We start from the raw sequence: 24,593 nt of genomic DNA on the forward strand, positions 1-24,593 counted from the left end.
ATTTGGAAAATAAAAATAGCAATTGTTTAAAACAGTATTAAAATTTTAACACTTTTTTAAAGTTATTTCTACTAACCAGCGCAGATAGGTGATGTATCTGGCTTATTATTACAATAAAAACTAAGGCTGATTATTCTCGTTCTTTTTCTTTTCTTTTTCTTCCTGACGTTGTTTTCTTCTCAGCTCTCTTTCTTCCTTTCTGGTTAAAGGAACTGTAGCTGCCGGAGGAGTTTGAACAGGTTCAGCTTTCTTTTCTTCTTTTTTAACCTCAGGTTCAACGGTTACCGGGGTTACGGTTTCTGGTGTTTCAGGAACCGTAAAATCTGTAGAATCTACCGCTAAACTGTCAGTTGAGGTGGTATCTCTAATAATCCGCGGGCTAGGGCAGTTGTAGGTTCTGGTTATATCAACCGTTGCTTTTGGAAACGGACCATAAGTATAACCTGAACTTGGATCGAGGTATACTTTCTCCATAAACTTAGCGAAAATGGGTAGCGCCGTTCTTGAGCCTTCGCCCTGTTCGCCGTTTTTAAAGTGCGCTGTTCTTTCATCACAACCCACCCAAACGCCGGTTACCAGATCTTTGGTTAAACCCATGTACCAGGCATCTACATAATCAGAAGAAGTACCCGTTTTGCCACCAATTTGATTGTTTTTTCTAAACAAATCTGGCCATTCCCATAATGCCTGCGAGGTACCTTCCGGTTCTTCCATACCACCACGGAACATATAGGTCATTAACCAGGCAATTTCTTCTGTTAAAACCCTTTTTGTTTTAGGTTTAAACTCATCAATTAGATTATTATCCTGATCGGTAATTTTCTCTACTAGAATGGGATCTGTTTTAATTCCTTTATTCATAAAGGTCGCATAGGCTTTTACCATTTCGTAAACCGTAACATCGTTTGAGCCTAAACTTACCGATGGAACTGATTCTAAATGGCTATCGATACCACATTCGTGTGCATATTTTACCACATTATCCCAGCCCACTTTTTCGGTTACCTGAGCCGTAATGGTATTTACTGATTTCGCCATGGCCCACCTTAAACTCATTTCACGGTAAGAAACGCTGTAATCGGCATTTTTCGGCTCCCAATATTTCGTTTCGCCTTTATCCTGATAAGCAATTTTAACTGGCTTATCTGTAAATTTATCACAAGGGCTCATGCCTTGTTCTAAAGCCGTCAAATAAGCAAATGGTTTAAAAGTAGAGCCCGCCTGACGTTTAGATTGATTAACGTGATCGTATTTGAAAAACTTATGGTCTATGCCACCAACCCAAACTTTAATTTTACCACTTGCAGGTTCCATGGTCATCATTCCGGTATTCATGATTTTTCCATAATAACGGATCGAATCTAAAGTAGAGAATAAAGTATCGCGGTCGCCTTTATAAGTAAAGATCTGCATCCTCTTCTTTTTATTAAAATAGGCAGTAACAGAATCGGGATTATTAGGGAATTTCTTTTGTAAAATTGTATAAATCGGCAAGTTTTTCATCGCTCTGTCGGGATAATCAACCTTTTGTTTTTCCGAGTCGTACCAGGGATCTTCATTGCCCCACACATTATAAAACCGGCGTTGCAAAATCCTCATCTGATCAGCAACTGCTTCTTCAGCATATTTTTGAAGTTTTGAATCGATCGTGGTATAAATTTTTAAACCATCTTCATAAAGGTCGTAACCATTATCCGTACACCATTTCTCTAAATATTTCGCTACAGCAGCTCTTAAATAGGAGTCGCCATCGCTGCCATCCTGCATTTTACCTTCTTTTAGTTTAATCGGCTCTTTCGATAACTCAGTTAAACTATCTTTACTCAGGTACTTGTACTTATTCATCTGCGCAAGCACCACATTTCTTCTTTCTAAAGCTTTTGCCGGGTTCTTGGTTGGATTATATAATGTTGTGCCTTTTAACATACCCACCAGCATAGCTGCATCTGTGGTCGCTAAATCTTTCGCTTCCTTATCAAAGTAAATCCGGCTCGCCGTTTTTATGCCGTACGTGTTGTTACCGAAAGAAACGGTATTGAGGTACATGGTGATGATATCGTTCTTAGAATAATTAGACTCTAGTTTTACAGCAGTCATCCATTCCTTTAGTTTTACAATTAAGGTCCTAACCAAAGGTATTTTAATCAATAATCCCTGCGATTTATTATAACGTGTACGGTACAGGTTTTTTGCCAGTTGCTGGGTAATGGTACTGGCTCCGCCATCTTTTCCTAAACCCACAACAGCGCGGGCAACCGCCTGCAAATCAATACCCCAGTGTTTATAAAAACGCACATCTTCAGTAGCGACCAAAGCCTGCACTACGCTAGGTGCAATTTCATTATAATTTACCGGCGTTCTGTTTTCTTTAAAGTACCTGCCAATCAGTTTTCCATCGGCAGTGTAAAGTTCTGAACCTACACGGAGGGTAGGTGCTATAATATCTCGAACACTTGGTGAGTAGCCAAATAGCCACAAAAAGTTTAATTGAAGGGCAGAAAAGAAAATTATTATAAAAAATAAAACTATTGTAGAATAACGTAAGTACTTGTTTTTTATCTCTTTAAACATATTGGATAAGATGATCTTTAGGTAAAAGCTGTGGCGTTAAATATAAAAAACTCTATATGCAAATTAACGTATTTAATTTACTTATTTTTTAGTTCTATATTTAAATTATTGATGCATCGATTTATCTAAAACTATACATGATTATGAAAAACGAATTTAAAGGATTAATTGTACAAGGGGATAAGAAATTTTCTTTAAAAAACCACAAGACGGATTTTACCGGAGGTTATCATAAAGAAAAAGCTAAAGATGCACTGGTGAACTCGAAAATAGAGCTAAACCACTTACAGGAGAAATTATATGCATCTGGAAAACATTCTTTGCTGATTATTTTTCAGGCGATGGATGCTGCCGGGAAAGATAGTGCCATTGAGCATGTAATGAGCGGACTGAATCCACAAGGATGCCAGGTGTATAGTTTTAAAGTGCCTACATCAGAAGAATATGAGCATGATTTTTTGTGGCGACATTATAAAGCTTTGCCAGAACGCGGCAGGATAGGTATTCATAACCGTTCGCATTATGAAAATGTGTTGGTTTGCAAGGTGCATCCCGAATACATTTTAAGTGAAAATATCCCGGGTTTTAATGACGTGAAAAAAATCAATAAAAGCTTTTGGCAGCAGCGTTATAAGAGCATTAAAAATTTTGAGGAACATTTAACGGCTAATGGAACGGTAATTTTAAAATTCTTTTTAAATGTAAGCAAGGATGAACAAAAACAACGCTTTTTAGAACGTATCGATGATCCTGCTAAAAACTGGAAATTCTCTTCGGGCGATATTAAAGAAAGGGCCTTGTGGGAAAAGTATATGGATGCTTATCAGGAAGCCATTAACGAAACCAGTACAGCAGAATCGCCCTGGCACATCATACCGGCTGATAAAAAATGGTTTGCACGGCTGGCAATTAGTGAAATTATTGAAGATAAACTTAAAAGCCTCGACCTGAAGTTTCCTGTTTTAGGTGAAGAGGAAGTACTTAAACTCGACGAAACTAAAAGTATTTTATTAAATGAATAAAAAAATGCAGGTCTATAAGCCGGGTTCTGTTTCCTGATTGCTCAAGATTTCTATCATTTATCCACTATAAACGTTGCCGTTTATCTCTAACGACCTACCCACTAACATCGGACGGGCAGCCCTACGTACGTTAGCCTATTTGGTCTTTCAACTCCCGGGGTTTACAAACCACTACAGTCGCCTGTAATGCTCGTGCGCTCTTACCGCACGTTTTCACCCTTATCCCGACTTTAGGTCGGGACGGTATATTTTCTGTTGCACTAATCCGTAATTCAGGTTTTCATTCCTGAACCCCTTTCCGTTAGAAAGCGGGATGCCCTGTGTTGCCCGGACTTTCCTCTCTCTCGATTTTACCCGAGACAGCGATAGAACAACCTGCATTTTGCGCAAAGATGGGGTTTTTTAAGTACAAAGGCACAAAGAACACGAAGATTTATCTCTGGTTATCGTCATGCTGAATTTATTTCAGTATCTGTATTAATATTTAAGACCCTGAAATGAATTCAGGGTGACGTACGCAGTAGAAGAAAAATACCTGAAATAGAAATAATTATAGCACCTGTTTATTTACAATTCTGCAAATGTTCTGACACCTCCGAGTAAGGCACAAAGCCCTGTTTATTGCCAAACGAATTAGTGATATAAACCATTACCTGCGCCACATCAATATCGGCAAGTTCGGGGAAGGCAGGCATTTTTTCTTTGTATTCCTTTCCATGAATAATCAGCGATTCGTTCGCTCCGTTTTTGATGAAACAGGCCAAACGTGTTTTATTTACTTTGAGAAAAACAGAATCGGTTAGGGGTGGTGCAAGCTGTCCCAATCCTTCACCATTTTCACCATGGCAATTCTGGCACTTGGCTTTGTAAATATCTTTTCCATTCGACATGTAATTTTGCAGATCGATGGTTTCCTGATTTTGGCAGGAAAAGATAATAGCAACCAGGGATAGCAAAATGGTAGTATTGATGATGTACTTGCGCATTGAAACTTTGTTTAATTTGCCACGGAAATATTGAAAATACAGAAATAGAATTTTAATTCCGTATTAATCCATGGTTCCGTGGCTAAGAATTCTATTTATTATACTCCGCTAATAAAACCGGAATATCTTTTTTCAATTGTTCTACCTGGTCTTCTTTAGTACCATCGTAAGCACCGCGGATATGCCTGTCTTTATCTATTAAAACCAGGTAACCCTGATGAATATAGCCATCTTTTGCCGTGCTATCTTCACCAACAGCCACTAAATAGTTTTTTTCGGCTAAAGTATAAACACTGTCTTTACTGCCATAAAGAAATAGCCATTTCGAACCATCTACGCCAAGTTTTTGTGCATATTTTTTTAAAACACTGGGTTTGTCATATTTAAAATCGATGGTGTGTGATACAAACATCACGTCGGGGTTGAGTTTAAATTCGCTGAAAACCGTTGCCAGGTTTCGGTGCATGGTAGGGCAGATGGTGGTGCATGAAGTAAAGAAAAAATCGGCTACATAAACTTTGCCATCAGTTGCTTTGTTTGTTGTTACTACACTATCCTGATTTAAAAAAGACCAGTTCGGAATAGTTTGATAAACGGTATCAATTTTCTCTATGCCTGCTGCATCTCTAACCGTTTCGGCATGGCGTTCGCCATAAAATGGAAGCTTTCTTTCTTGTTTGCAGGCGGTAAATATAGAAACAGCCAGTATGGAACCAGCAAGGTAAGCAGTAATTTTATTCATGATTTTATTTTAAAAATGTAAATATACAACGTATTCTTCTTAAGAAATTAATTGTTTGGAAAAGTCCGGAGTCTGCTGTCCGAAGACCGATGTTTTGGCATTTAGGGATTATGCTCCTAAACTTCCTAATACGGCCTTTCGGATCCCGACTTATTTTTTAATGTACTTCACTGGCTCTGCTACAAATTTTTGTTTACAGCTTTCGGAGCAAAAAGTATAGGTAACTTTATTATAAACCGCGGTTTTAGGAGCACCAGCTTTCACCTTCATTTTGCAAACCGGATCTACCAATACTTTTTTTGCCGAATCGATGAGTTTGATCTTTTGCTTGTCGATTACCGGATTTGCATTTGATCGGAATGTTATGGTTGCCAATCCAATTAGGATTATTGCGAAATTTAATTTTTTCATTTTGAATTTGTTTTTAAGTCTCAGGTCAGGTGTTGGAAGACTGATGTTTGGAAATTCAATTGCTAAACTCCACATCTTCTGACTTCGGACCCCTGACCTCCGACTTTGTAATTATTTTTGTTTTAACTGATATATTTTGATCAACGAATCTGATGCTCTGGTAACCTTAATATAGCTATCTTCAACAGCCCTGATTTTCACCATTTCAGATTTGTAATAGCTCAGATCTTCTTGTTCTGTTTTTCCTTTAAAATCATCTTTAAAGAAATGCATCCAATCCATCATCTTTTCATCAGCAGCATTTAACCGAGTGATTAGATCGCTAATTTTTTGCTTTTGTAAAGCTGAATCCGGAGAAAGTTTAATCTGATCAGACACCAGGAGGGTATCTAATTTCATTTTATTTTTGATTACTTTTTCGCCATCAATCATTAATTTATCATGGATGTTTAACACTTCCTGGCGAACTGCTTTGGCATCAGGTTCTGTTTTGCATGAAATAAACGTAGCCGTTACCAAACATAGCATTGCAATATTTAATCTGTTCATATGCTTTGATTTAAAAATTATAAGTAAGGCCAACGTAAACCTTTCCTGCACTCATTGGATGATCGGTTTCAGCTTCCCAGATATTCTTTTGCACGCCAGCATTTAAGGCTACATTCTTATAAAAAACATCTATGCCAGCACCACCCATCAGGTTATTCATCACATGTTCTCCGGTTTTTTGTCCTTTGTACTTTTCTCCGCCAGAATATTCATAAAAAAACTGTGCTGAAGGCATGATCTGAACATCTTTACCGATTCTTTGTGTATAAAAAATATTCAGAAAACTAGTGGTACTGTTGGCGATGCCTTCGTCTCGGTTATTCGTTCCGTTAACCTTGTAAGAGGTGTTTAAACTTGCCCCAAATTTACCCAAGCCGACCATGTAGTTCAGGTATACAAAACCGTCTGTACTTCCTGTTCCGGCTTGCATCAGTGAGGAATAACGGATACCTGCTGTATTTTTGAAATCATTTTTACCTGTCGGTAATTTTATTCCTGCTCCGGCAATTAATTGTTGTTTGAAATTATCCTCAAGTTTTTGAACGAGGTGATAACCAGCATACAGGTTGATATCGCCAATGCTTGAGATAGAAGAAGTATAACCGTTGTAGCGCTCGCTGTTAGAAACATAAGGTAAAATCGCATTGATTTCGAGTTTGCTATTGATGAAATATTTTCCCCTGATTTCTAAAGAGCGGTAAAGCTCATAATCACCGGGATTACCTGCGTGATTAGTTATTGGCGAATCCTGACTTCGTGCGGGAATAAAGAAACTTCCTCCATTAGGGAATAAGGCGTGTGATTGTCCTTCATAACCACTAAAGGAGCGGTAGCGATACAAAAGACTGATACTGTTGCGATTATAATAAGGCGTGATGCCCATGAAACAGCCGCAAATGTCGCAGGCGAAAACCTGGCCGCTCATGAGGAGGAAAACCAGAATTAATAGCTTAGGACTCGCTGTATAATGTGTTTTTGATAAATTCATTGTCTGTTAATGTTTTTAAAAAGGCTTTAATCTGCTCTTTTTCTGTGGTGTTTAAAGGAATTCCGCTTTTCAATTGCGCATCTAGATTGGTTGAGGCTTTTACCCCCGAATTGTAATGTTCTAAAACCTCATCTAAGCTGTAAAATCGACCATCGTGCATGTAGGGACTGGTATATTCGATATTGCGTAAAGTAGGTACACGGAATTTCCCAAAGTCTGAAGCTACGCCGGTAATGTGCGATCGTCCTTCGTCTGTACTTACCAGATCCAAGCCATTACTGCGATAAGAAAAATCGGTAAAAAATGGCTCTGCATGACAAGAGGTGCATTTTTCTTTGAACAGGTTATAACCAGCCAGTTCTGCAGATGTAAAAGCAGTGCCATTCTCTTTACGTATTACTTTATCGTATTTCGAATTGCCCGAAACCAATACTGCCGTAAATTGGGTAATCGATTTTAAGATCAACTGCGAATTAATTGCTGTTGAACCAAATGCCTGTTTAAATAAATCAGGATATGGTGCTGTATTTTTCAGAAATGCAATGATGGTTTCAATATCCGTTCCCATTTCGCAGGCGTCGGTAATGGCATTTAATGGTGAGGTTTCGATGTTTTTTACACCACCATCCCAGAAGAATGCTTTTTGCCAGGCCAGGTTAAAAAGCGGAGGGGTATTACGCTTTCCCTGACAGTTGTTTACACCATGGCTTACCTTATGGTCGAGTTGTGTAAATGCCGCAAATTGCTGATGGCAACTTCCGCAGGAAACACTTTTATCAGCCGACAATCGGGCATCGTAAAATAATTTTTTACCAAGCGCAAAACCCGCATTGCTTAATTTATTGTCTTCGAAATTATATGCCGGAGCAGGGAAGTTGGCAGGAATTGAAAAGGTAATTTTCTTTTCTTCCGGAGTTACTTCTTCTTCATTCTTGCTACAGGCATACATCAACGCAATGCTTAAAAAAAGCATTGCGAAGACAGTTATTTTCCTTAACATTTAGTTGTGGATATGATCTAAACGAAATAAGCCATTTGCATAGTTATTGGCTACAATTACAGAATTTGTCCCACCCATGGTGAAATATAAAGCAGAAAAACTGACATCGGTTTTACCTGTAAATAATGCAGCGGCATTTACCTTGAAATGCATATTTGGTTTCCCATCGGTTCTGACACGAAGTGGGTTTGCGGCATTAATTTCGGTAGCGAATGTTCTGATTGTATTATTTGGATCGATAACACCGCCAATATGGAAGGTAAGTGCGTTTCCGGTTGCCGGCGATTGCGGCGAAGTTCCTTCCAGTTTAACGAATATGTAACCGCTGTTCCATGTCCAGAACATGCCGTTGATCGGATCTAAAGCCCCTGTTTGTGCACCTGCGAAATTACGGGCATAATCTACACCGATTGTATATTCAATTTTGGTATAATCGCCTGTTGGTACATCTTTTAAGGTAATGTTAGTCGATTCTTCCTTGGCTGCATCGATTAAGAAATAACTCTCTGGAATTAAATAAGTTGTTCCGTCAGCCTTGCTTAATTTAATATTACTTACATAGTATTTAAAAACATTGATTTTAAAATCTTCGCCTTTGGCATTTTTATAAGTGGTGCTATTTAAAACTAAGGGACTTCCGTTTACCTGGTTTTCAAATTCAATAGTGAAAGTAGATTTAGTATCTGCTGTAACTTCGTCAGTGCTTTTTTTACAAGAAGATAATATGATAACAGGGCATAATAATGCCAAAAAGTATTGTGATAATTTCATTTTAAGAAAATTGGATAAGTAAAATATTTAAGAAATTTTAATAGGGGTCGTCATGCTGAATTCAGTTCAGCATCTTAATGAAAATACATGATAGACCCTGAAATAAATCCGATAACTCGGATCAGGGTGACGATCGCAAAAAAAAAAGATTTACTTAAACCGTTTTCGGTGGATGAAAAATAGAGATGGAAAGGTCTTTAACCGGTTTTTCGATGTAAAGATTTTCGGAAGTAATAATGAAATAAGGAAGATGATGATTTATTGCTAAAGTCTGAAACCTGGGCTCAGCCTCTGCAACTCTTTTCAGGTTTTCCTGGGCCTGTTTATTTTTACCTTCGAGGTCTTTTAATTTTTTGGCGAGGAAACACTGTCCATCACAATGTAATTCAGGATGTTCTTTGTTAATACAAAATACACTTGTAATGTATTCTTTGTTCATTTTATAACCAGAATATATAACCAGTTGCATGGCGCCATTAGAAACGATGCAAGTAACGATAAGATATATTAAGAATTTTTTGAACATGGTATTGCGCTGCAAAAGTATTAAAGAAATTGGTTGCAGCAAAGAAAAACATGTAGATAAATTTAACTGCTGATTTTTAAAGATGAACACAGAGAAAGATGTTGAAATTCAAGTTGTTTTGCTACTGAATTAAAATGGAGACGGAAAATTTATTATTCCCACTTCTTTGTAGCTAATTTCACCTGTGTTTTTAGTTAATTGATTTTTTTAATTATCTTGCCTTACACAAAAATGAAACCTATGAAATTAATTAAAACTATCGCGGTGATGATGGTATTGTCATCATGCGCCAAAAAAGAAGTGCCGGAGGTGACCCCTACATTCAATGATCCAAACTGGACCATGATTGAAATTGCAGGTGGGAGAGAAGCCCATGCTGTTTACGGGGATATTGATGATACGCTAATGGTATCTACACTGACTGAGATTTATCAAAGCACTGATAAAGGAAAAACCTGGCGAAAAACAAAAGTTAACAATCAACCCATTTATGGTTTTCTATCCTTTAAGGATACCATTTTCGCCCTGCAATCAAACAGCTTTCGAACTAAAGATAACCTGCAATTGGCCACTTTTAGTCAATCTTTTAGTTTAGATAAAGGATTTACCTGGGATTGGTGCAGTAAATACCGTATTTCAGAACAAAGATTTCAGGAGTTCGCCACGATTTATCTGGATAATCAAGAGAAAATTAAACTAAAAGAGAATTTAGAACCCATAGCTGGAAGTTCGATGTCGAGTTACGTATTAAAAAGCGATATCGAGGTTTTTAAAAATGGCACATCAAAAATATTGCAGGTCCCATTTGATAACCAGATCAATAATTTGCATGTAGATAAATCAGGAAAATTGTACGTTTCTGCAGGAAGAAGCATTCATGATAAAAAAACAGGAAGATATTTATCTGCCCAGAAAAGCCAATCGGCTATTATTTATATTTCTAAGAAAAATGTAAAGCAGCTGATTGATTAAAAGTTAAGATTAAAACGCAATTGTCATGCTGAATTTATTTCAGCATCTTTTCTGATATTATGACCCTGAAATAAATCCGATAGCAATCGGATGACACAAAATAAAAAACACAGATGAATGATTTCATCTGTGTTAATCCTCATATCTGTGGTTAAAATTAAGCCTGCAAATCAGCCATCACCGCTTTGATTTTATCGCCAAGTTGCGCGTTAACCGATTCAAAATCTTTCCGATCAGCTAATGGTGCATTTACGCTGCAATAGAATTTAATTTTTGGCTCTGTTCCACTCGGACGGGCTGAAACAATACTGCCATCCTCCGTAATAAACTGTAAAACATCAGAAGTTGGATAATCCAGTTTGCTTACTTTTCCGGTTGTTAAATCTGTTTCCTGACTTAATTCGTAATCTTTCAGTACCGAAACTTTAGAACCGCCTAATGTGGCAGGAGGGTTTTCCCTGAATTTAACCATCATGGCTTTAATTTCTTCAGCACCAGATTTACCTTTTTTGGTCAGCGAAACTAAATCTTCTTTGTACAATCCATACTCAACATACATATCCAGTAAAGCATTGTATAAACTTGCACCTTTATCTTTGTAATAAGCGGTCATTTCAGAAATGAAGGCTGCAGAAACTACAGCATCTTTATCGCGAACCAAATCACCGATCAGGTAACCATAACTTTCTTCACCACCACCGATAAAGTATTTTTTGCCTTCTAACTCCGTCATTAACTGACCGATGTATTTAAACCCTGTTAAGGTATTGTAATAAGTAACATCTTTTTTCTTAGCGATTTCTTCAATCAAATTAGAAGTTACAATGGTTTTCACAATAAACTGATTGCCATCCAGTTTTCCGTTAGCTTCCCAGGCTGATAAAAGATAGTTAATTAATAAACATCCGGTTTGGTTTCCGTTAAGCAATACCCATTCGCCATTATTATCTTTTACGGCAATACCTACACGGTCAGCATCAGGATCAGTAGCCAAAACTAAATCAGCATCAATTTCCTTTGCTTTATTCATTGCTAAAGTCAAAGCATCTTTTTCCTCAGGGTTAGGATATACCACTGTTGGGAAATTTCCGTCTGGTGTACTTTGCTCTTCAACTAAAGTTACATTGGTAAAACCAAATTGTGCCAGGGCTTTAGGAACCAGGGTAATCCCAGTCCCGTGGATAGGCGAGTATACAATTTTTAAATCGTGTTGTCTTTTAATCGCTTCTGGTGAGATTGAAAGTGCGGTAATGCCGTCTAAATAAAGTTTATCAACCTCTTCGCCAATCAACTCGATATTGGCCTCAACACGGTCGAATTTAACTTCATCAATATTTTTAATCTTATTTACTTCATCAATCACTAACTTATCATCAGGAGAAGTAAACTGGCCACCATCAGCACCATACGCCTTATAACCATTATATTCTTTAGGGTTATGTGACGCTGTAAGCATCACGCCGCTTTTGCAACCAAAATGGCGCACTGCGAAAGAAAGTTCAGGGGTTGGTCTTAATGCGGAGAAGAAATAAACGTGGATGCCGTTTGCGGAGAAAACATCAGCTGTAATTTTAGCGAAATAATCGGAATTGTTGCGGCTATCGTGTGCAATGGCCACCTTGATTTTTTCATTAGGGTATTTGTTGTTTAAATAATTGGCTAATCCCTGTGTTGCCGTTCCAATGGTGTATTTATTAATCCGGTTAGAGCCGGCACCCATAATACCACGTAAACCACCTGTTCCAAATTCTAAACTTCTGTAAAATGCATCTGTTAATTCGGTAGTTGCATCTTTATCTACAAGGGCCTGAATTTCTGCCTTGGTATTTTCATCGTAATTTCCACTTAACCACTGATTAATTGTGGCTTGCGTTGATTGGTCAATTGCCTGCATTGAGCTGTTTTTTAAATTTAATATCTGGTGTTGAACAAATTTTAATGAATGATGTTTGTTTGAAACGTATTTATTTCAACTCATCCAAATTTTATTTTGTTGAGGGTGTTGCTTTTAAGCTGCTTTTGTTTAATTTCACGCCCCGATACAATAATAAAGAAAATTACATATTCCAGTATTAAAATGAAAATATTAAAATTTGGGGGTACCTCTGTAGGTAGTCCTGAGCGCATGACGAAGTTGTTGGATATCATTAATCCAAATGAAGAGCAGATTGTAGTTTTATCAGCCGTGTCTGGTACTACAAATAGTTTAGTAGAAATTGCAAATTATTTTTTAGCTGGAGATAAGAAGAAGGGAAGCGAGTGCGTCGAAAATCTATATCAAAAATATAAAACTTTTGTTGTTGAGTTATTGCCTGCAGCCGAATTCCAGGAGCAGGGAAATGAAGTAATCGATTATCACTTCGGTTTCTTAGCCGGATTGGCAAATGATATTTTCACTTCAATTGAAGAGAAAGTAGTGTTGGCTCAGGGCGAATTATTGTCTACAACATTATATCATATCTATTTGAAGTCGATCGGTGTACCATCGGTATTATTACCTGCTTTAGATTTTATGAAAACGGATGAAGATAACGAACCTGATATTCCTTTTACCACAAAGCACTTAACACCTTTGTTGGAGCAACATAAAGACAATAAATTATTCATCACACAAGGATACATCTGCCGCAATAGTTTTGGTGAAGTAGATAACCTGCGTCGTGGCGGAAGTGATTATACTGCCTCTTTATTGGGTGCGGCAATCCTGGCTGAAGAAGTTCAAATCTGGACGGATATCGACGGCATGCACAACAACGATCCGCGTATTGTTAAGGGAACCAAGCCAATTGCGCAATTATCTTTTGATGAAGCAGCCGAGCTGGCCTATTTTGGTGCGAAAATTTTACACCCTCAATCCGTTTTTCCTGCACAGAAATATAAAATTCCGGTGCGTCTGTTAAACACCATGGAACCTTCTGCAGCGGGTACTTTGATTACCCATGATAGCGAAAGAGGTAAAATTAAATCAATAGCTGCTAAAGATGGCATTACAGCGATCCGCATTCAATCGAGTCGTATGTTGCTGGCTTATGGTTTCTTACGTAGGGTTTTTGAGGTTTTTGAGCGTTACAAAACACCGATCGATATGATTACCACTTCTGAGGTGGCCGTATCGTTAACCATCGACGAGACAGCCCATTTACCACAAATTATCGAAGAACTGGAAAGTTTCGGAACAGTAGAAGTAGATACCAACCACAGTATTGTATGTGTGGTGGGCGATTTCGGTTCGGAGAAACATGGTTTTGCCAGCAGGGTTTTGGAAGGTTTAAAACACATTCCGATCCGTATGATTTCTTACGGAGGTAGCAACTATAACGTTTCGCTGTTAATATTAAGCGAATATAAAACGGAGGCTTTAAGAAGTCTGCACAATAGATTATTCGAATAAGAGGAAAAAGGCGCCGATGATGACCAGCAATCCGATAAGGAAGTGAAAAGCCAGAAAGCTTGATGGTAATAATCCGTTTTTATATTTTTTGTAGGAGTTATACAATCCTGCAGAAAGGATAAGAACAATAAATATGGCAGCTGCTATCTTCATTTTTTGATAAATAAGAGGAACAGTACAATGAAAAGTAACACGATAAAAAATCGGATTTTACCATTGTATTGTTTCTGGGTAATTCTTCCATGCTTTAAATCCAGGTAGTTACCCAAATAAATTAGCCCAAAGAATAAAATTAAAATTATAATAAGGAATTTGAACATGTTCGCCGATAAAGATATATCAAAGTTTAACAATATTGAAACGCCTTTTTACTACTACGATACCGATCTGTTGCAAAAAACCTTGCGCACTTGTGCAGATGCAGCGGCTCCATATCAATTTCATATCCATTATGCACTAAAAGCGAATTTCAATAGTGTGCTGTTAAACCAAATCAAAGAAATTGGTTTTGGTGCAGACTGTGTGAGTGCGGGTGAGGTAAGAAGAGCAGTTGAAGTGGGCTTTGACCATAAAAAAATTGTATTTGCCGGAGTGGGTAAATCTGATAAGGAAATTAATGAGGCCTTAGATCTGGATATTTTCTGTTTTAACGTAGAATCTATTCAGGAGTTAGAAGTTTTAAATGAACTTGCCGGTAAAAAGGGTAAAACTGCTCAGGTGGCTATCCGTATCAATCCTAATGTTGATGCACATACACACCATAACATTACCACTGGTTTGGATGAAAATAAATTCGGGATTAATTCATGGGATTTGCCTGAATGTGCCGATACCTTAAAAGCTTCACCAAATCTTAAATTTATCGGAATCCACTTTCATATTGGTTCACAAATTACCAATCTGGATGTTTATAAAAATCTTTGCGTTCGTGTTAACGAGTTTGCAGCATGGTTTGAAGATAAAGGATTTAACCTTCAGGTATTAAACGTTGGCGGTGGTTTAGGTATCGATTATCATAATCCTGATCACCAGATTCCGGATTTCAAATCTTACTTTAAAATTTTTAGTGAGTTTTTGACGGTTAAACCTGGCCAGGAAGTGCATTTTGAATTGGGACGAGCTTTAGTTGGCCAATCGGCATCGTTAATTACCAGAGTACTCTACATTAAAAACGGAAAGAAGAAAAACTTTGTGGTTTTAGATGCAGGTATGACAGAATTAATGCGTCCGGCATTGTATCAGGCTTATCACAAAATCGAAAATTTAAGTCGGAAGTCTGAAGTCGGAAGTCCGGAGTCTACTGCTCTAAAATATGATATTGTAGGACCGATTTGCGAAAGTACCGATTGTTTTGGCAAAGAGGTAGAGCAACCAGAATCTTTTAGGGGCGATATTTTTGCCATCCGTAGTGCAGGTGCTTATGGAGAAGTAATGGCTTCAAAATATAACTTAAGAGACGCGATAAGATCAGTTTATAGTTCGGAGATATAGATGTTCTGATGTCACATTGAGCCTGTTGAAATGCTTTAAAGTTCTTCGACAGGCTCAGCATGACAAACTTCTTATTTCTTCTTCGAAGCCACCAATACAAATACACCAGCTACTAAAATAATACCACCCACATATGGTGGCCAGTTAACAGCTTTTTCTCTGTCGGCAGATATTTGAATGGGGCCGGCATCAACTAGTTTTTCTTTTTTGGTATAAGTAAAGCCTGTCCAGATGAGCATGGCAATGCCCACAACGATTAATACAAGTCCTAATGTTCTGTTCATGATATTTGATTCTATTTATATCAGAACAGTAAAGGCTTCGATAAGTTTTTATTAGAATTTATAACCTGAAGAAAGCTTACTCGCTACCTTTAAATTTCGGCTAATTTATTCGTCAAAGAAATCTACCAATCCTCCAAGGAAATATTCCTGGATTCCTTCAGTAAAATCTTTGTAGTCTTCATCGGGAATGTTGGTTTGTTTAAACTCTAACGAAGTTCCTTTTTTATCTTCATGAAGTTTGATGGTTACAATAGAAGGTTCGTTTTCTTCTCCAAAATACCATTGCTGTACAATCTGTTTACCGTAAACAAACTCAATATTTTTGCCCGTAATGTCCCCGTCCCAGAAAGAGAATTCAGTTTCAGGTGCTTCTTCAAATTCAACTTCGGCGCCAGTCCATAACTTTATGCTGGTTTCTTTGGTAAGTGCTAAATAAACTTCTTCTGGTGGGGCAGGTATGTAGGTGTATTTTTTAAAGTCCATTCTGTATCGTGATTTTTGGGATTTAATGATTTTCAAGATTATTGTTCGTTAAAAATCAAATCCCGTTAATTTATTATTAAGATTAAGTATGCATCATCATGCCCGTCTTTTAAATCTTGTTTAATCCTGATCTATATTTATTTATTGCAGGATTGTATATCTTTTTAAATTGAAGGCTTGTGGCGCCAAAATTAATTAATAATCCTATAGAAAACCCATAAGCTACGACATAATTTTTAGCTTGAGCCAAGTGCACATTTTCAAGATTTATGATGGCTTTGATTTCTACTACCACCAGATGCTCAATAATAAAATCTGCTCTTCTTTTCCCAACTTCAATGGTGTTGTAGAATATGGCTTGTTCAACTTCTCTCTTAAATTTTAATCCCGCATTTTTAATTCAATAGCTAAACAATGTTGATAAATAACTTCCTGAAAACCATTTCCTAAGGTGTTATGTACCTTCATGGCACAGCCGTTTATTTTGTAGTTTATCTCATCTATGTCCATCTTGAGCGTGTCGTTTAGACTTGGTTCAAGACAATAGTTAGGGATAAAACTATTTAATTTACCAACTTCAGTTGTTGCTTATCTATTTTATGGGTTTAGGTATCATGAAAATCCTTAAATCTTTGTCTTCCTGTTGTTATTTAAATGCATTTAATCCGGTTACATCCATTCCGGTAATGAGTAAATGTATGTCATGTGTTCCTTCGTAGGTAACAACCGATTCCAGGTTCATCATGTGGCGCATAATAGAGTATTCGCCTGTAATGCCCATTCCACCAAGCATTTGGCGGGCATTACGTGCAATATCGAGTGCAATTTCCACACTGTTTCTCTTCGCCATCGATATTTGCTCTGCTGAGGCCCTGTTTTCACTTTTCAATACACCCAAGCGCCAAACCAATAGCTGACCTTTGGTAATTTCAGTCACCATTTCGGCCAATTTCTTTTGTTGTAACTGAAAACCGCCAATCGGTTTCCCAAACTGAACACGCTCTTTCGAATAACGTAAAGCGGTATCATAACAGTCCATTGCTGCGCCCAGTGCACCCCAGGCAATACCATAACGGGCCTGATTTAAGCAGCCTAAGGGGCCTTTTAATCCACTGATTTCAGGGAAAATATTTTCTTTGGGTACTTTGACATTGTCAAAAACCAGCTCACCTGTAGCAGATGCTCGTAAACTCCATTTATGATGTGTTTCTGGTGTTGAAAAACCTTCCATTCCCCGCTCTACGATCAATCCCCTTATTTTTCCAGATTCGTCTTTTGCCCAAACCACTGCAATATCGGCAAATGGAGCATTACTGATCCACATTTTTGCGCCGTTTAAAATGTAATGGCTACCAGCATCTTTAATATTGGTTACCATGCCACCCGGATTGGAACCATGATCTGGTTCTGTTAATCCGAAACAACCCATCATTTCGCCACTGGCTAGTTTAGGGAGATATTTTTTACGTTGTTCTTCAGAACCATATGCATAAATTGGATACATTACCAATGAACCCTGAACAGATGCAGTAGAACGGATTCCAGAATCACCCCGTTCTATTTCCTGCATTAAAATGCCATAAGCTGTATAATCTAGCCCTGCACCACCATATTCAACCGGAATAGTAGGGCCAAAGGCACCAATATCGGCCAAACCTTTTATTAAATGTTTTGGAAATTCTGCTTTTTGCGCATAATCTTCAATAATCGGACTTACTTCTTTTTTTACCCAATCTCTGGCCGTGGCACGGATTAATTTGTGCTCATCGGTTAACAATTCGTCTAATAAATAATAGTCTGGTGCCTCGTACAGGTCCTTTTTTGCTGATTTGCTCATGTAATTTCGTGTTATCTGGTTAAGAAATCGCGTTAATTTCAAAGGTAACAATTTACGACAAGGGGCATTATATTCATGAATAAAAAATTAATTTTGCAGCATACAAAACATACATGAGCCATTTCAAACAAACCGTAGCGTTAAAAGATGTAAAATGCTTTGCCTTACATGGGTATTATCCGGAAGAGCAACTTATTGGAAATCATTTTGTTGTCGATCTTGAAACAGAATTTACACCGCAAGGTTTTGATGATGAACTGGGGCAGACTGTTAATTATGAAGATTTGAACGCTATCATTATCGGAGAAATGAAGCATACACAGAAGCTTTTAGAAACCGTTTTGAAGAATATCATTTTGAAAGTAATTGAATTGTACCCTTTTGTTGAAACTGTACAGGTGAGTATGAAGAAATTAAATCCACCAATGCCGGGCCAGATCGGACATTCTTTTGTTAAACTTACTTATACATCAGCCAATTAAAATGAATTTTACAAAGATAAATCCTGAAATTTTAGCAGAAATTAAAGCTGCTGTTGGAGCAGAGAAAGTTTTTACTGATGCTGATAGTTTAGAAAATTACAGTCATGATGAAACCGAGGATTTGCGTTATCAGCCAGAGGTTGTCGTAAAGCCAACAACACCCGAAGAGGTTTCTGCTTTATTGAAAATCTGTAATGCACACCATGTACCGGTTACGCCACGTGGAGGTGGAACAGGTTTGAGCGGTGCAGCTTTGCCGATTTATGGCGGTATTTCTTTATCGATGGAGAAATTTAAGGCCATTCTTGATATTGATACCGAAAACCTGCAGGCTACAGTTGAGCCGGGCGTAATTACCGAGGAATTTATCAATGCGGTAGCCGAAAAAGGACTTCTCTATCCCGTTGATCCAAGCAGTAAAGGATCTTGCTTTATCGGTGGCAATGTAGCCCATGGTTCTGGTGGACCGAGGGTAGTAAAATATGGAACCATACGCGAGTATATTTTAAACCTTGAAGTGGTTCTGCCTAATGGCGACATTATATGGACAGGTGCCAATACTTTAAAATATGCATCGGGTTATAACTTAACGCAGTTAATGATCGGATCAGAAGGTACACTGGCTGTGGTGACTAAAATCGTGACCAAATTACTGCCAAAACCGAGCCAGTCTGTTTTAATGATGGGCTCTTTTAGCACTAATGAAGATGCATGCGCAGCTGTTTCTGCAATTTTTAGGGCAGGGGTAACCCCATCGGCATTGGAGTTTATGGAGCGGAAAGGAGTGGAGTGGGTAATTAAATTCGATGATATTAAGTTCGATTTAAAAGATGATGTTGCTGCGTTGTTGATGATTGAGTTTGATGGAGATGATTTGGACGATATTTTTAAAAACTGCGAGAAAACCAATATTGTTTTAGAAGAGCACAACTGTACGGAAGTGTTATTTGCTGATACTGCTGCTCAAAAAGAAGAATTGTGGCGCATGCGCAGAACCATGGCCGAATCGGTTAAATCAAACTCGGTGTATAAAGAGGAAGATACCGTTGTGCCGCGGGCAGCTTTACCTAAACTCGTTAATGGAATTAAAGAAATTGGTGCCAAATATGGTTTTGAAAGTGTTTGCTACGGTCACGCAGGTGATGGAAACTTACACGTAAATATTATAAAAGCCGGCATGAGTGATGAGGACTGGAAAAATAAACTTAAGTTCGGTATTGCTGAAATATTCGAATTAACCACTGCTTTGGGTGGAACATTATCGGGCGAACATGGAATCGGTCTGGTGCAAAAGGAGTTTATGCCAATTAAATATTCTGAAATCCACCTGAATTTAATGAGGGGCATTAAAAATATTTTCGATCCTAAGGGGATATTAAATCCAGGGAAGATTATGCCTGATTAATTTTTTCGTCACCCTGAACTTGTTTTTAGGGTGACGATTACTTTATCATGCTAATTGTTCAAAATCTAACATTTTTCGCTTCTCTTCTTCTGGTAATTCAGTTGGTTTGCCTGTTGCATAATCAACAGCAATGCAAACCGTTTTTCCTTTACTGCATATTATTTCTTCGGCTCCTTTTATTTTAACAATCTGATAGTCTAAGTCGAAGCTCGTGTTGCCAATTCTCGATGTTTTGACATGGATGGCAATTTTATCATTCATTACAATAGGCAGAATGTAATCTAATTCAGCATGGGCGATTACAATACCTGTTTTCTTCCAATCCCACTTTATAATTTCTTCCCAGTATTTAGTTCTGGCAATTTCCAGATAGGTAAAGTAGACCGAGTTGTTTACATGACCCATCATATCGAAATCAATAAAGCGCAAATGGACATTGGTTTTATAGTTGAATTTGTCTGAGAAATTCTTTATTTCTGCCAATTTGTCTTTTGATTTGGATTTATTTTGCCAAAATGTCTTAAAAATCATAAATATTTGCTTTGGTATGTAAGTTGAATAAGGTGTATTATCAATTTAAAAATTAAAAAAAATAAAGAATAAGCGATATGACACTAGTAAATTTTAACAACAGAACCCGTAACACAGCTCCTTACTTTAACAATGTTTTTGATTCATTGTTTAGCGATGCAGTAAGTAAAAACAAAATGGTTGATAAATCGCCAAATGTGAATATTTATGAAAATGAAACCGCGTATGTTATTGAGTTAGCTGCTCCAGGTTTGAAAAAAGAAGATTTTCAAATCAATTTAAAGAAAGATACCCTTTCAGTTTGGGCAGAAGTTAAAAAAGAAGAAATCCAGGTAGCTAAAGATTTTACACGTAAAGAATTTGATTATAGCTCATTTGCAAGATCATTTAATTTACCAGATAGCGCTGATGGTGATAACATTACTGCCGAATATAAAGACGGTATTTTATCGATCAATATCAGTAAAAAAGACGATGCTAAATTGCAACACAAAGAAATTGTAGTATCGTAATTAAGATTTTCTCGGGAGAGGATTTTTCATAATAGTTTAGTTTTTTCAAAGGTTATGAGACTTGCATCAGGTGGATTTGAGGTAGATGTAATGGAGAATTGATGCAGGTTTCATAATAGTTTAAGTTTAGGTTTTATAAGGTTAATGCTGGATGGCATTAACCTTGTTTTTTTGGAGTAAAATCTTCATTTCGACCGCAGTGGAGAAATCTGTATAGTTGAATAAAGGCATTAGAGTTCTCTATTTCACTGTGCTTCAGCAGAAATGACGTTGCGTCGCGAGGTATATCATTGCTTAAGTATTTAGATTGATTTTAAGTTACATTCTTAAAATTAGCTTAATCTCAATTTTTTGTACTTTTGCGGCATGGAGAGAGAAATTCTGGATACGAAGCGTAAAGCACTTAAAATAAATCTTGACCCGAGAATTTACGGCACTTTTGCCGAAATAGGAGCGGGACAAGAAGTTTCAAGAAATTTTTTTAATGCTGGTGCAGCATCCGGAACAGTTGCCAAAACCATGTCGGCTTACGATATGACTTTTAGCGATGCCATCTATGGAGCGGAGACGAATGGTCGTTATGTGAGTCAGAACAGGCTTTTACAGATGCTCGATCACGAATTTGGTTTACTTAACGAACGTTTATCAGGCGAAAAATACGAAAGCCGTACCTTTTTTGCCTTCGCAGATACGGTAACAACCCTAAATTACAAACGTACAAACGAACCACATGGCTGGGTTGGAATCCGTTTCCAAAATGAGCCCGGAGGATTGCCTAATGAGATATTTTTTCATGTGCGTTTGCTGGATACCGATGTAAACATGCAGCAAAGGGTTTTGGGTATTATTGGTGTAAACTTACTTTATGCTGCATTTTACCATTACCAGGATCCCAAACTGATGGTAGAATCGCTCGCCGATAACTTAACCATAGGTTCGGTAGAAATCGATCTGATTTCGGTTAAAGGACCGGCTTTTCCAGGTGTAGACAATATTCTGCTTAATTTGTATATGATTATGAAAGATTTCTCGGCAGCTGCGATTTTCGATTCGGATGCGCACCCTCGCCAGGCTAAAGATCTTTTGTATAAAAAGGATATCATGATTTTAAGGACCAAATACGGTCAGAAATCATTACCTAACTTTAATCTGTTTAATAAAGCCACCGATCAGTTTAAGCGTACAAACAAAGTAGAAGAAGGAAACCTGGCGGTAATGATAGAGGTTTTATTAACTAATGTGTTAACCGATGCACAAGAAACGCCAGATGATATCGATTTAGAAGCAGTGGCTAAACGCGCTCAGGAAATGTGCGATACCGGGAATATTGTTATCGTTTCTAATTTTACCCGACACAACCGTCTTGCTAAATACCTGGCCAGGTGTAAACCCAAAAGTGTTGGTTTAGCTACGAACATCAACAACTTAAAATTTGTATTCAACGCTAAAAACTTTAGCGGCGAAAATTATTCAGGTCAGTTATTAAGCTACGTGAACGATATGTTTAATACCAATGTGCGTTTATTTGCTTATCCTTTCCTGGATAAAAAGACCAATCAGGTAATTACCACTGAAAATATGCCGGTTACACCAGAAGCAAAACCCTTGTTTGATTTTCTTTTGATTAACGGATATATTACTGATATTAAGGATTATAGCGAAGACGAAGTGAAGACCGTTTAGCGTGCGGATTGCTTGTCATGCGTATTGCTGCGGCGATTTGTGTATCAGGATCAGCACATTTTAATTAGCTAATATAATTTTTTATTGTACTCTGATTGAAAAATCAGTTACTTATCACCATAGTGGCCAAGCGCTGAGATGATGGTTACAGTAACTATGTTTTCTTCTATTTTATAGATCAACCTGTCTTTTCGGTTTATCTGCCTCGACCAAAAACCAGATAAATCGAATTTTAATTTTTCAGGTTTCCCAATTCCTATTTCCGGGTGTTCTGATAATTCAATGAAAATTTGGTTGATTCTTCTGATTGAGGGCTTATCTCCAGATTTATAATGTATTTCTAGGTCTTTTTTTGCTAGTTTTTCAACTTCTATAAAATACTTTCCCATATATTTTTGGGGTCTTTAATCCTAATTACATTACCTTTTTCAGCACTAACTGATCTTGCTTTTACCTTTTCTACAAATTCAGGATTATAAGGGCTATCCTCTTCTTTTTGAAAAGAAACATTTAAAGCTTTTAAAACTGCCTCGATTGCAATCTCCTGCTTTTTATTTTTAGGATGTGCGATTATAGTCATAACATTTATTTTAAATCAAAAATACGAAATTATTTAATCAACTGTTCAATTACCCGGCTTGCATTTTTCTTAAAATTACTTCCCTAAAACATTAGAAATTAAATACTTCTTAGCGTTGAGCCTGTTTCGTTTACGATGAAAGTATGGTTTACACCACACTTTAAAGCGAAGTTGTTTCGCTGGTGCCCCACAGGAAAATCAAAAGCAACAGGATAGCTGTATTCCTTTACTTTTTCTAGAACGATATCATAAATAGTTTTGCCAAATTCTTCCCCCTCATCATCAGGTTTAACTTTAAAGCCACCAACAATTAATCCCTTAAGGTTTTTTAGTTTGCCACTGCGTTTTAAATTCCATAACATTCTATCGATACTGTAGAGGTATTCGCCGGTATCTTCGATGAAAAGGATTTTACCTTTGGTATCTAAATCGGAATCGCTACCAGCCAAAGTTTCGATAATACTCAGGTTTCCCCCAACTAAAACACCATCAACCTTGCCTAATCTGTTATTGATATTAACAGGAGCAATATAGCCCATTTGTTCACCGATTATTGCATTTTTAATAGATAGGATCGTTTCAATCTGTATGGGTTCAGCTTTACTCCAGTCATCGGGGAAACTATTACACATTTTAGCATGAATAGAGGCAATGCCATAATTTCTGGACAGGTGACAATGCAAAACGGTGATGTCACTAAAACCAATAATCCATTTTGGGTTTCTTTTAAATGAAGAGAAATCTAATTTATCGATAATCCGTACAAAACCATAACCACCGCGGGCACACATAATTGCTTTAATTGTTGGATCATCAAGCATTTGTTGAAAATCAGCTAGCCGTTCCTCATCCGTTCCGCCGTAGGTAAAATTGCGTTTACCAATGGTATTGCCAACTTTTATGGTAAATCCCCAGCTCTGCATTTGTAAAACGGAAGGCTGGATTTGCGCTTGAGTAATGTACCCTGCCGGACTTGTAATCCCAATACAATCACCAGGTTTTAAATGCGGGGGAATTTTAAATGACGAAGATTCACTTTCAATGGTATTGGCGAGTGTTTTAAAAGCAGGAAGTACAGTTGTGGCTGCAATAAACGAAGAAAGGAAATGTTTTCTGTTCATCTAAAGTATAGGTGTGATATTGATTGGGCTAAGATATGATTTAAAATATTTGCATAAAAGAAAAGGGATTTATATCCATAAATCCCTTTTTAAACCAAACAAATTAATCTGTAAAAGATTAGTATAATGTGAATTATATAAATAACCAAGAATGAAATAAAATGTTTTGAGATTTTGAAAAAAAATAAATGTTATCCTATTCACTGTCCGCGAAATGACATTTTAAATCGTTGTATCTGCTCAATAGCCCTGATG

General features: G+C 37.3%; 26 protein-coding genes, 1 other RNA gene and 1 pseudogene. 8 read left to right on the forward strand and 20 right to left on the reverse strand.

Annotation, left to right across the window (positions count from 1 at the left end; translation table 11 throughout):
• Positions 1-120: 120 nt before the first annotated feature.
• Positions 121-2,571: a transglycosylase domain-containing protein gene (locus AC07YT_RS00325; RefSeq protein ID WP_086546489.1), complete on the reverse strand. Its 2,451-nt coding sequence runs from the start codon at positions 2,569-2,571 to the stop codon at positions 121-123.
• Between the two features lie 143 nt (positions 2,572-2,714).
• Here AC07YT_RS00325 and AC07YT_RS00330 point away from each other — a divergent pair, with 143 nt between their 5' ends.
• Positions 2,715-3,593, forward strand: a complete 879-nt coding sequence (locus tag AC07YT_RS00330) for a polyphosphate kinase 2 family protein (RefSeq protein WP_086549328.1) — start codon at positions 2,715-2,717, stop codon at positions 3,591-3,593.
• Here the strand turns inward: AC07YT_RS00330 and rnpB are convergent.
• The 9 genes from rnpB to AC07YT_RS00375 all read right to left on the reverse strand — a co-directional run bounded on the left by rnpB (position 3,593) and on the right by AC07YT_RS00375 (position 9,479).
• An RNA gene (rnpB, locus tag AC07YT_RS00335) (RNase P RNA component class A) lies at positions 3,593-3,975 on the reverse strand. The two genes, AC07YT_RS00330 and rnpB, sit on opposite strands and share 1 nt — an antisense overlap.
• 181 nt (positions 3,976-4,156) lie before the next feature.
• Positions 4,157-4,579: a c-type cytochrome gene (locus tag AC07YT_RS00340; protein WP_086546488.1), complete on the reverse strand. Its 423-nt coding sequence runs from the start codon at positions 4,577-4,579 to the stop codon at positions 4,157-4,159.
• A gap of 91 nt (positions 4,580-4,670) precedes the next feature.
• A complete protein-coding gene (locus AC07YT_RS00345; protein WP_086546487.1) occupies positions 4,671-5,321 on the reverse strand; it encodes an SCO family protein in 651 nt (216 codons plus the stop codon).
• A gap of 150 nt (positions 5,322-5,471) precedes the next feature.
• A complete protein-coding gene (locus AC07YT_RS00350) occupies positions 5,472-5,732 on the reverse strand; it encodes a YHS domain-containing protein (protein WP_494945115.1) in 261 nt (86 codons plus the stop codon).
• Positions 5,733-5,843: 111 nt separating this feature from the next.
• A complete protein-coding gene (locus AC07YT_RS00355) occupies positions 5,844-6,281 on the reverse strand; it encodes a hypothetical protein (protein WP_086546485.1) in 438 nt (145 codons plus the stop codon).
• 10 nt (positions 6,282-6,291) lie between these two features.
• Positions 6,292-7,269 (reverse strand): transporter, encoded by a 978-nt coding sequence (locus tag AC07YT_RS00360; RefSeq protein WP_086546484.1) that lies wholly within the window; start codon positions 7,267-7,269, stop codon positions 6,292-6,294.
• Positions 7,232-8,242 carry a cytochrome-c peroxidase gene (locus AC07YT_RS00365; protein WP_494945116.1) on the reverse strand — a complete coding sequence of 337 codons (1,011 nt, stop codon included), beginning with the start codon at positions 8,240-8,242 and terminating at the stop codon, positions 7,232-7,234. Before AC07YT_RS00365 ends, AC07YT_RS00360 begins: the two co-directional genes overlap by 38 nt.
• A 27-nt stretch (positions 8,243-8,269) precedes the next feature.
• On the reverse strand, positions 8,270-9,040 hold the full coding sequence (locus tag AC07YT_RS00370; RefSeq protein ID WP_086546482.1) for an MbnP family protein: 771 nt from the start codon (positions 9,038-9,040) through the stop codon (positions 8,270-8,272).
• A 154-nt stretch (positions 9,041-9,194) separates the two neighbouring features.
• Positions 9,195-9,479, reverse strand: coding sequence for a hypothetical protein (locus AC07YT_RS00375; RefSeq protein ID WP_145954244.1), 285 nt, complete (start codon positions 9,477-9,479; stop codon positions 9,195-9,197).
• Positions 9,480-9,806: 327 nt separating this feature from the next.
• Between AC07YT_RS00375 and AC07YT_RS00380 the strand changes: the two genes are divergently transcribed.
• The gene (locus AC07YT_RS00380) at positions 9,807-10,538 is read left to right on the forward strand and encodes a hypothetical protein (protein WP_145954243.1); all 732 of its coding nucleotides are present in this window, start codon (positions 9,807-9,809) and stop codon (positions 10,536-10,538) included.
• Positions 10,539-10,695: 157 nt separating this feature from the next.
• On the opposite strand, the gene AC07YT_RS00385 is transcribed toward AC07YT_RS00380, so the two are convergent.
• The gene (locus AC07YT_RS00385; RefSeq protein WP_086546479.1) at positions 10,696-12,432 is read right to left on the reverse strand and encodes a phospho-sugar mutase; all 1,737 of its coding nucleotides are present in this window, start codon (positions 12,430-12,432) and stop codon (positions 10,696-10,698) included.
• A 183-nt stretch (positions 12,433-12,615) separates the two neighbouring features.
• On the opposite strand from AC07YT_RS00385, the gene AC07YT_RS00390 reads away from it, so the two are divergent.
• Positions 12,616-13,929, forward strand: coding sequence for an aspartate kinase (locus tag AC07YT_RS00390; RefSeq protein WP_086546478.1), 1,314 nt, complete (start codon positions 12,616-12,618; stop codon positions 13,927-13,929).
• Here AC07YT_RS00390 and AC07YT_RS00395 read toward each other — a convergent pair.
• Positions 13,918-14,082, reverse strand: coding sequence for a hypothetical protein (locus tag AC07YT_RS00395; protein ID WP_158273013.1), 165 nt, complete (start codon positions 14,080-14,082; stop codon positions 13,918-13,920). The genes AC07YT_RS00390 and AC07YT_RS00395 overlap by 12 nt on opposite strands.
• Positions 14,083-14,247: 165 nt before the next feature.
• On the opposite strand from AC07YT_RS00395, the gene lysA reads away from it, so the two are divergent.
• Entirely contained in the window at positions 14,248-15,420 is a 1,173-nt protein-coding gene (gene lysA / locus AC07YT_RS00400) for a diaminopimelate decarboxylase (RefSeq protein ID WP_086546477.1), read from the forward strand.
• Between the two features lie 71 nt (positions 15,421-15,491).
• Here the strand turns inward: lysA and AC07YT_RS00405 are convergent, their stop codons facing one another.
• From AC07YT_RS00405 to AC07YT_RS00420, 4 genes and pseudogenes are all read right to left on the reverse strand, one after another.
• A complete protein-coding gene (locus AC07YT_RS00405; RefSeq protein ID WP_086546476.1) occupies positions 15,492-15,704 on the reverse strand; it encodes a hypothetical protein in 213 nt (70 codons plus the stop codon).
• A 105-nt stretch (positions 15,705-15,809) separates the two neighbouring features.
• The gene (locus tag AC07YT_RS00410; RefSeq protein WP_086546475.1) at positions 15,810-16,187 is read right to left on the reverse strand and encodes an SRPBCC domain-containing protein; all 378 of its coding nucleotides are present in this window, start codon (positions 16,185-16,187) and stop codon (positions 15,810-15,812) included.
• 109 nt (positions 16,188-16,296) lie between these two features.
• A pseudogene (locus tag AC07YT_RS00415) lies at positions 16,297-16,697 on the reverse strand (GxxExxY protein).
• A 136-nt stretch (positions 16,698-16,833) separates the two neighbouring features.
• Entirely contained in the window at positions 16,834-18,024 is a 1,191-nt protein-coding gene (locus AC07YT_RS00420; RefSeq protein WP_086546474.1) for an acyl-CoA dehydrogenase family protein, read from the reverse strand.
• A 113-nt stretch (positions 18,025-18,137) separates the two neighbouring features.
• On the opposite strand from AC07YT_RS00420, the gene AC07YT_RS00425 reads away from it, so the two are divergent.
• Together AC07YT_RS00425 and AC07YT_RS00430 are read left to right on the forward strand one after the other, a co-directional pair.
• Positions 18,138-18,506: a dihydroneopterin aldolase gene (locus AC07YT_RS00425; RefSeq protein WP_086546473.1), complete on the forward strand. Its 369-nt coding sequence runs from the start codon at positions 18,138-18,140 to the stop codon at positions 18,504-18,506.
• 1 nt (position 18,507) lies between these two features.
• Positions 18,508-19,911 (forward strand): FAD-binding oxidoreductase, encoded by a 1,404-nt coding sequence (locus AC07YT_RS00430; RefSeq protein WP_086546472.1) that lies wholly within the window; start codon positions 18,508-18,510, stop codon positions 19,909-19,911.
• 45 nt (positions 19,912-19,956) lie between these two features.
• On the opposite strand, the gene AC07YT_RS00435 is transcribed toward AC07YT_RS00430, so the two are convergent.
• The gene (locus AC07YT_RS00435) at positions 19,957-20,394 is read right to left on the reverse strand and encodes an acyl-CoA thioesterase (RefSeq protein WP_494945117.1); all 438 of its coding nucleotides are present in this window, start codon (positions 20,392-20,394) and stop codon (positions 19,957-19,959) included.
• Positions 20,395-20,519: 125 nt separating this feature from the next.
• Between AC07YT_RS00435 and AC07YT_RS00440 the strand changes: the two genes are divergently transcribed.
• Together AC07YT_RS00440 and AC07YT_RS00445 are read left to right on the forward strand one after the other, a co-directional pair.
• The gene (locus tag AC07YT_RS00440) at positions 20,520-20,954 is read left to right on the forward strand and encodes an Hsp20/alpha crystallin family protein (protein WP_086546470.1); all 435 of its coding nucleotides are present in this window, start codon (positions 20,520-20,522) and stop codon (positions 20,952-20,954) included.
• Positions 20,955-21,320: 366 nt separating this feature from the next.
• Positions 21,321-22,637: a nicotinamide mononucleotide adenylyltransferase gene (locus AC07YT_RS00445; protein ID WP_086546469.1), complete on the forward strand. Its 1,317-nt coding sequence runs from the start codon at positions 21,321-21,323 to the stop codon at positions 22,635-22,637.
• A gap of 107 nt (positions 22,638-22,744) precedes the next feature.
• Here the strand turns inward: AC07YT_RS00445 and AC07YT_RS00450 are convergent, their stop codons facing one another.
• From AC07YT_RS00450 to AC07YT_RS00460, 3 genes are all read right to left on the reverse strand, one after another.
• A complete protein-coding gene (locus AC07YT_RS00450; RefSeq protein ID WP_086546468.1) occupies positions 22,745-23,026 on the reverse strand; it encodes a Txe/YoeB family addiction module toxin in 282 nt (93 codons plus the stop codon).
• The gene (locus AC07YT_RS00455; protein WP_086546467.1) at positions 23,008-23,217 is read right to left on the reverse strand and encodes a DUF2683 family protein; all 210 of its coding nucleotides are present in this window, start codon (positions 23,215-23,217) and stop codon (positions 23,008-23,010) included. The genes AC07YT_RS00450 and AC07YT_RS00455 overlap by 19 nt, the downstream gene beginning before the upstream one ends.
• A 98-nt stretch (positions 23,218-23,315) precedes the next feature.
• Positions 23,316-24,338 (reverse strand): S66 peptidase family protein, encoded by a 1,023-nt coding sequence (locus AC07YT_RS00460; protein ID WP_086546466.1) that lies wholly within the window; start codon positions 24,336-24,338, stop codon positions 23,316-23,318.
• Positions 24,339-24,593: the final 255 nt, after the last annotated feature.

The organism is Pedobacter sp. GW460-11-11-14-TSB4, from assembly GCF_059423705.1.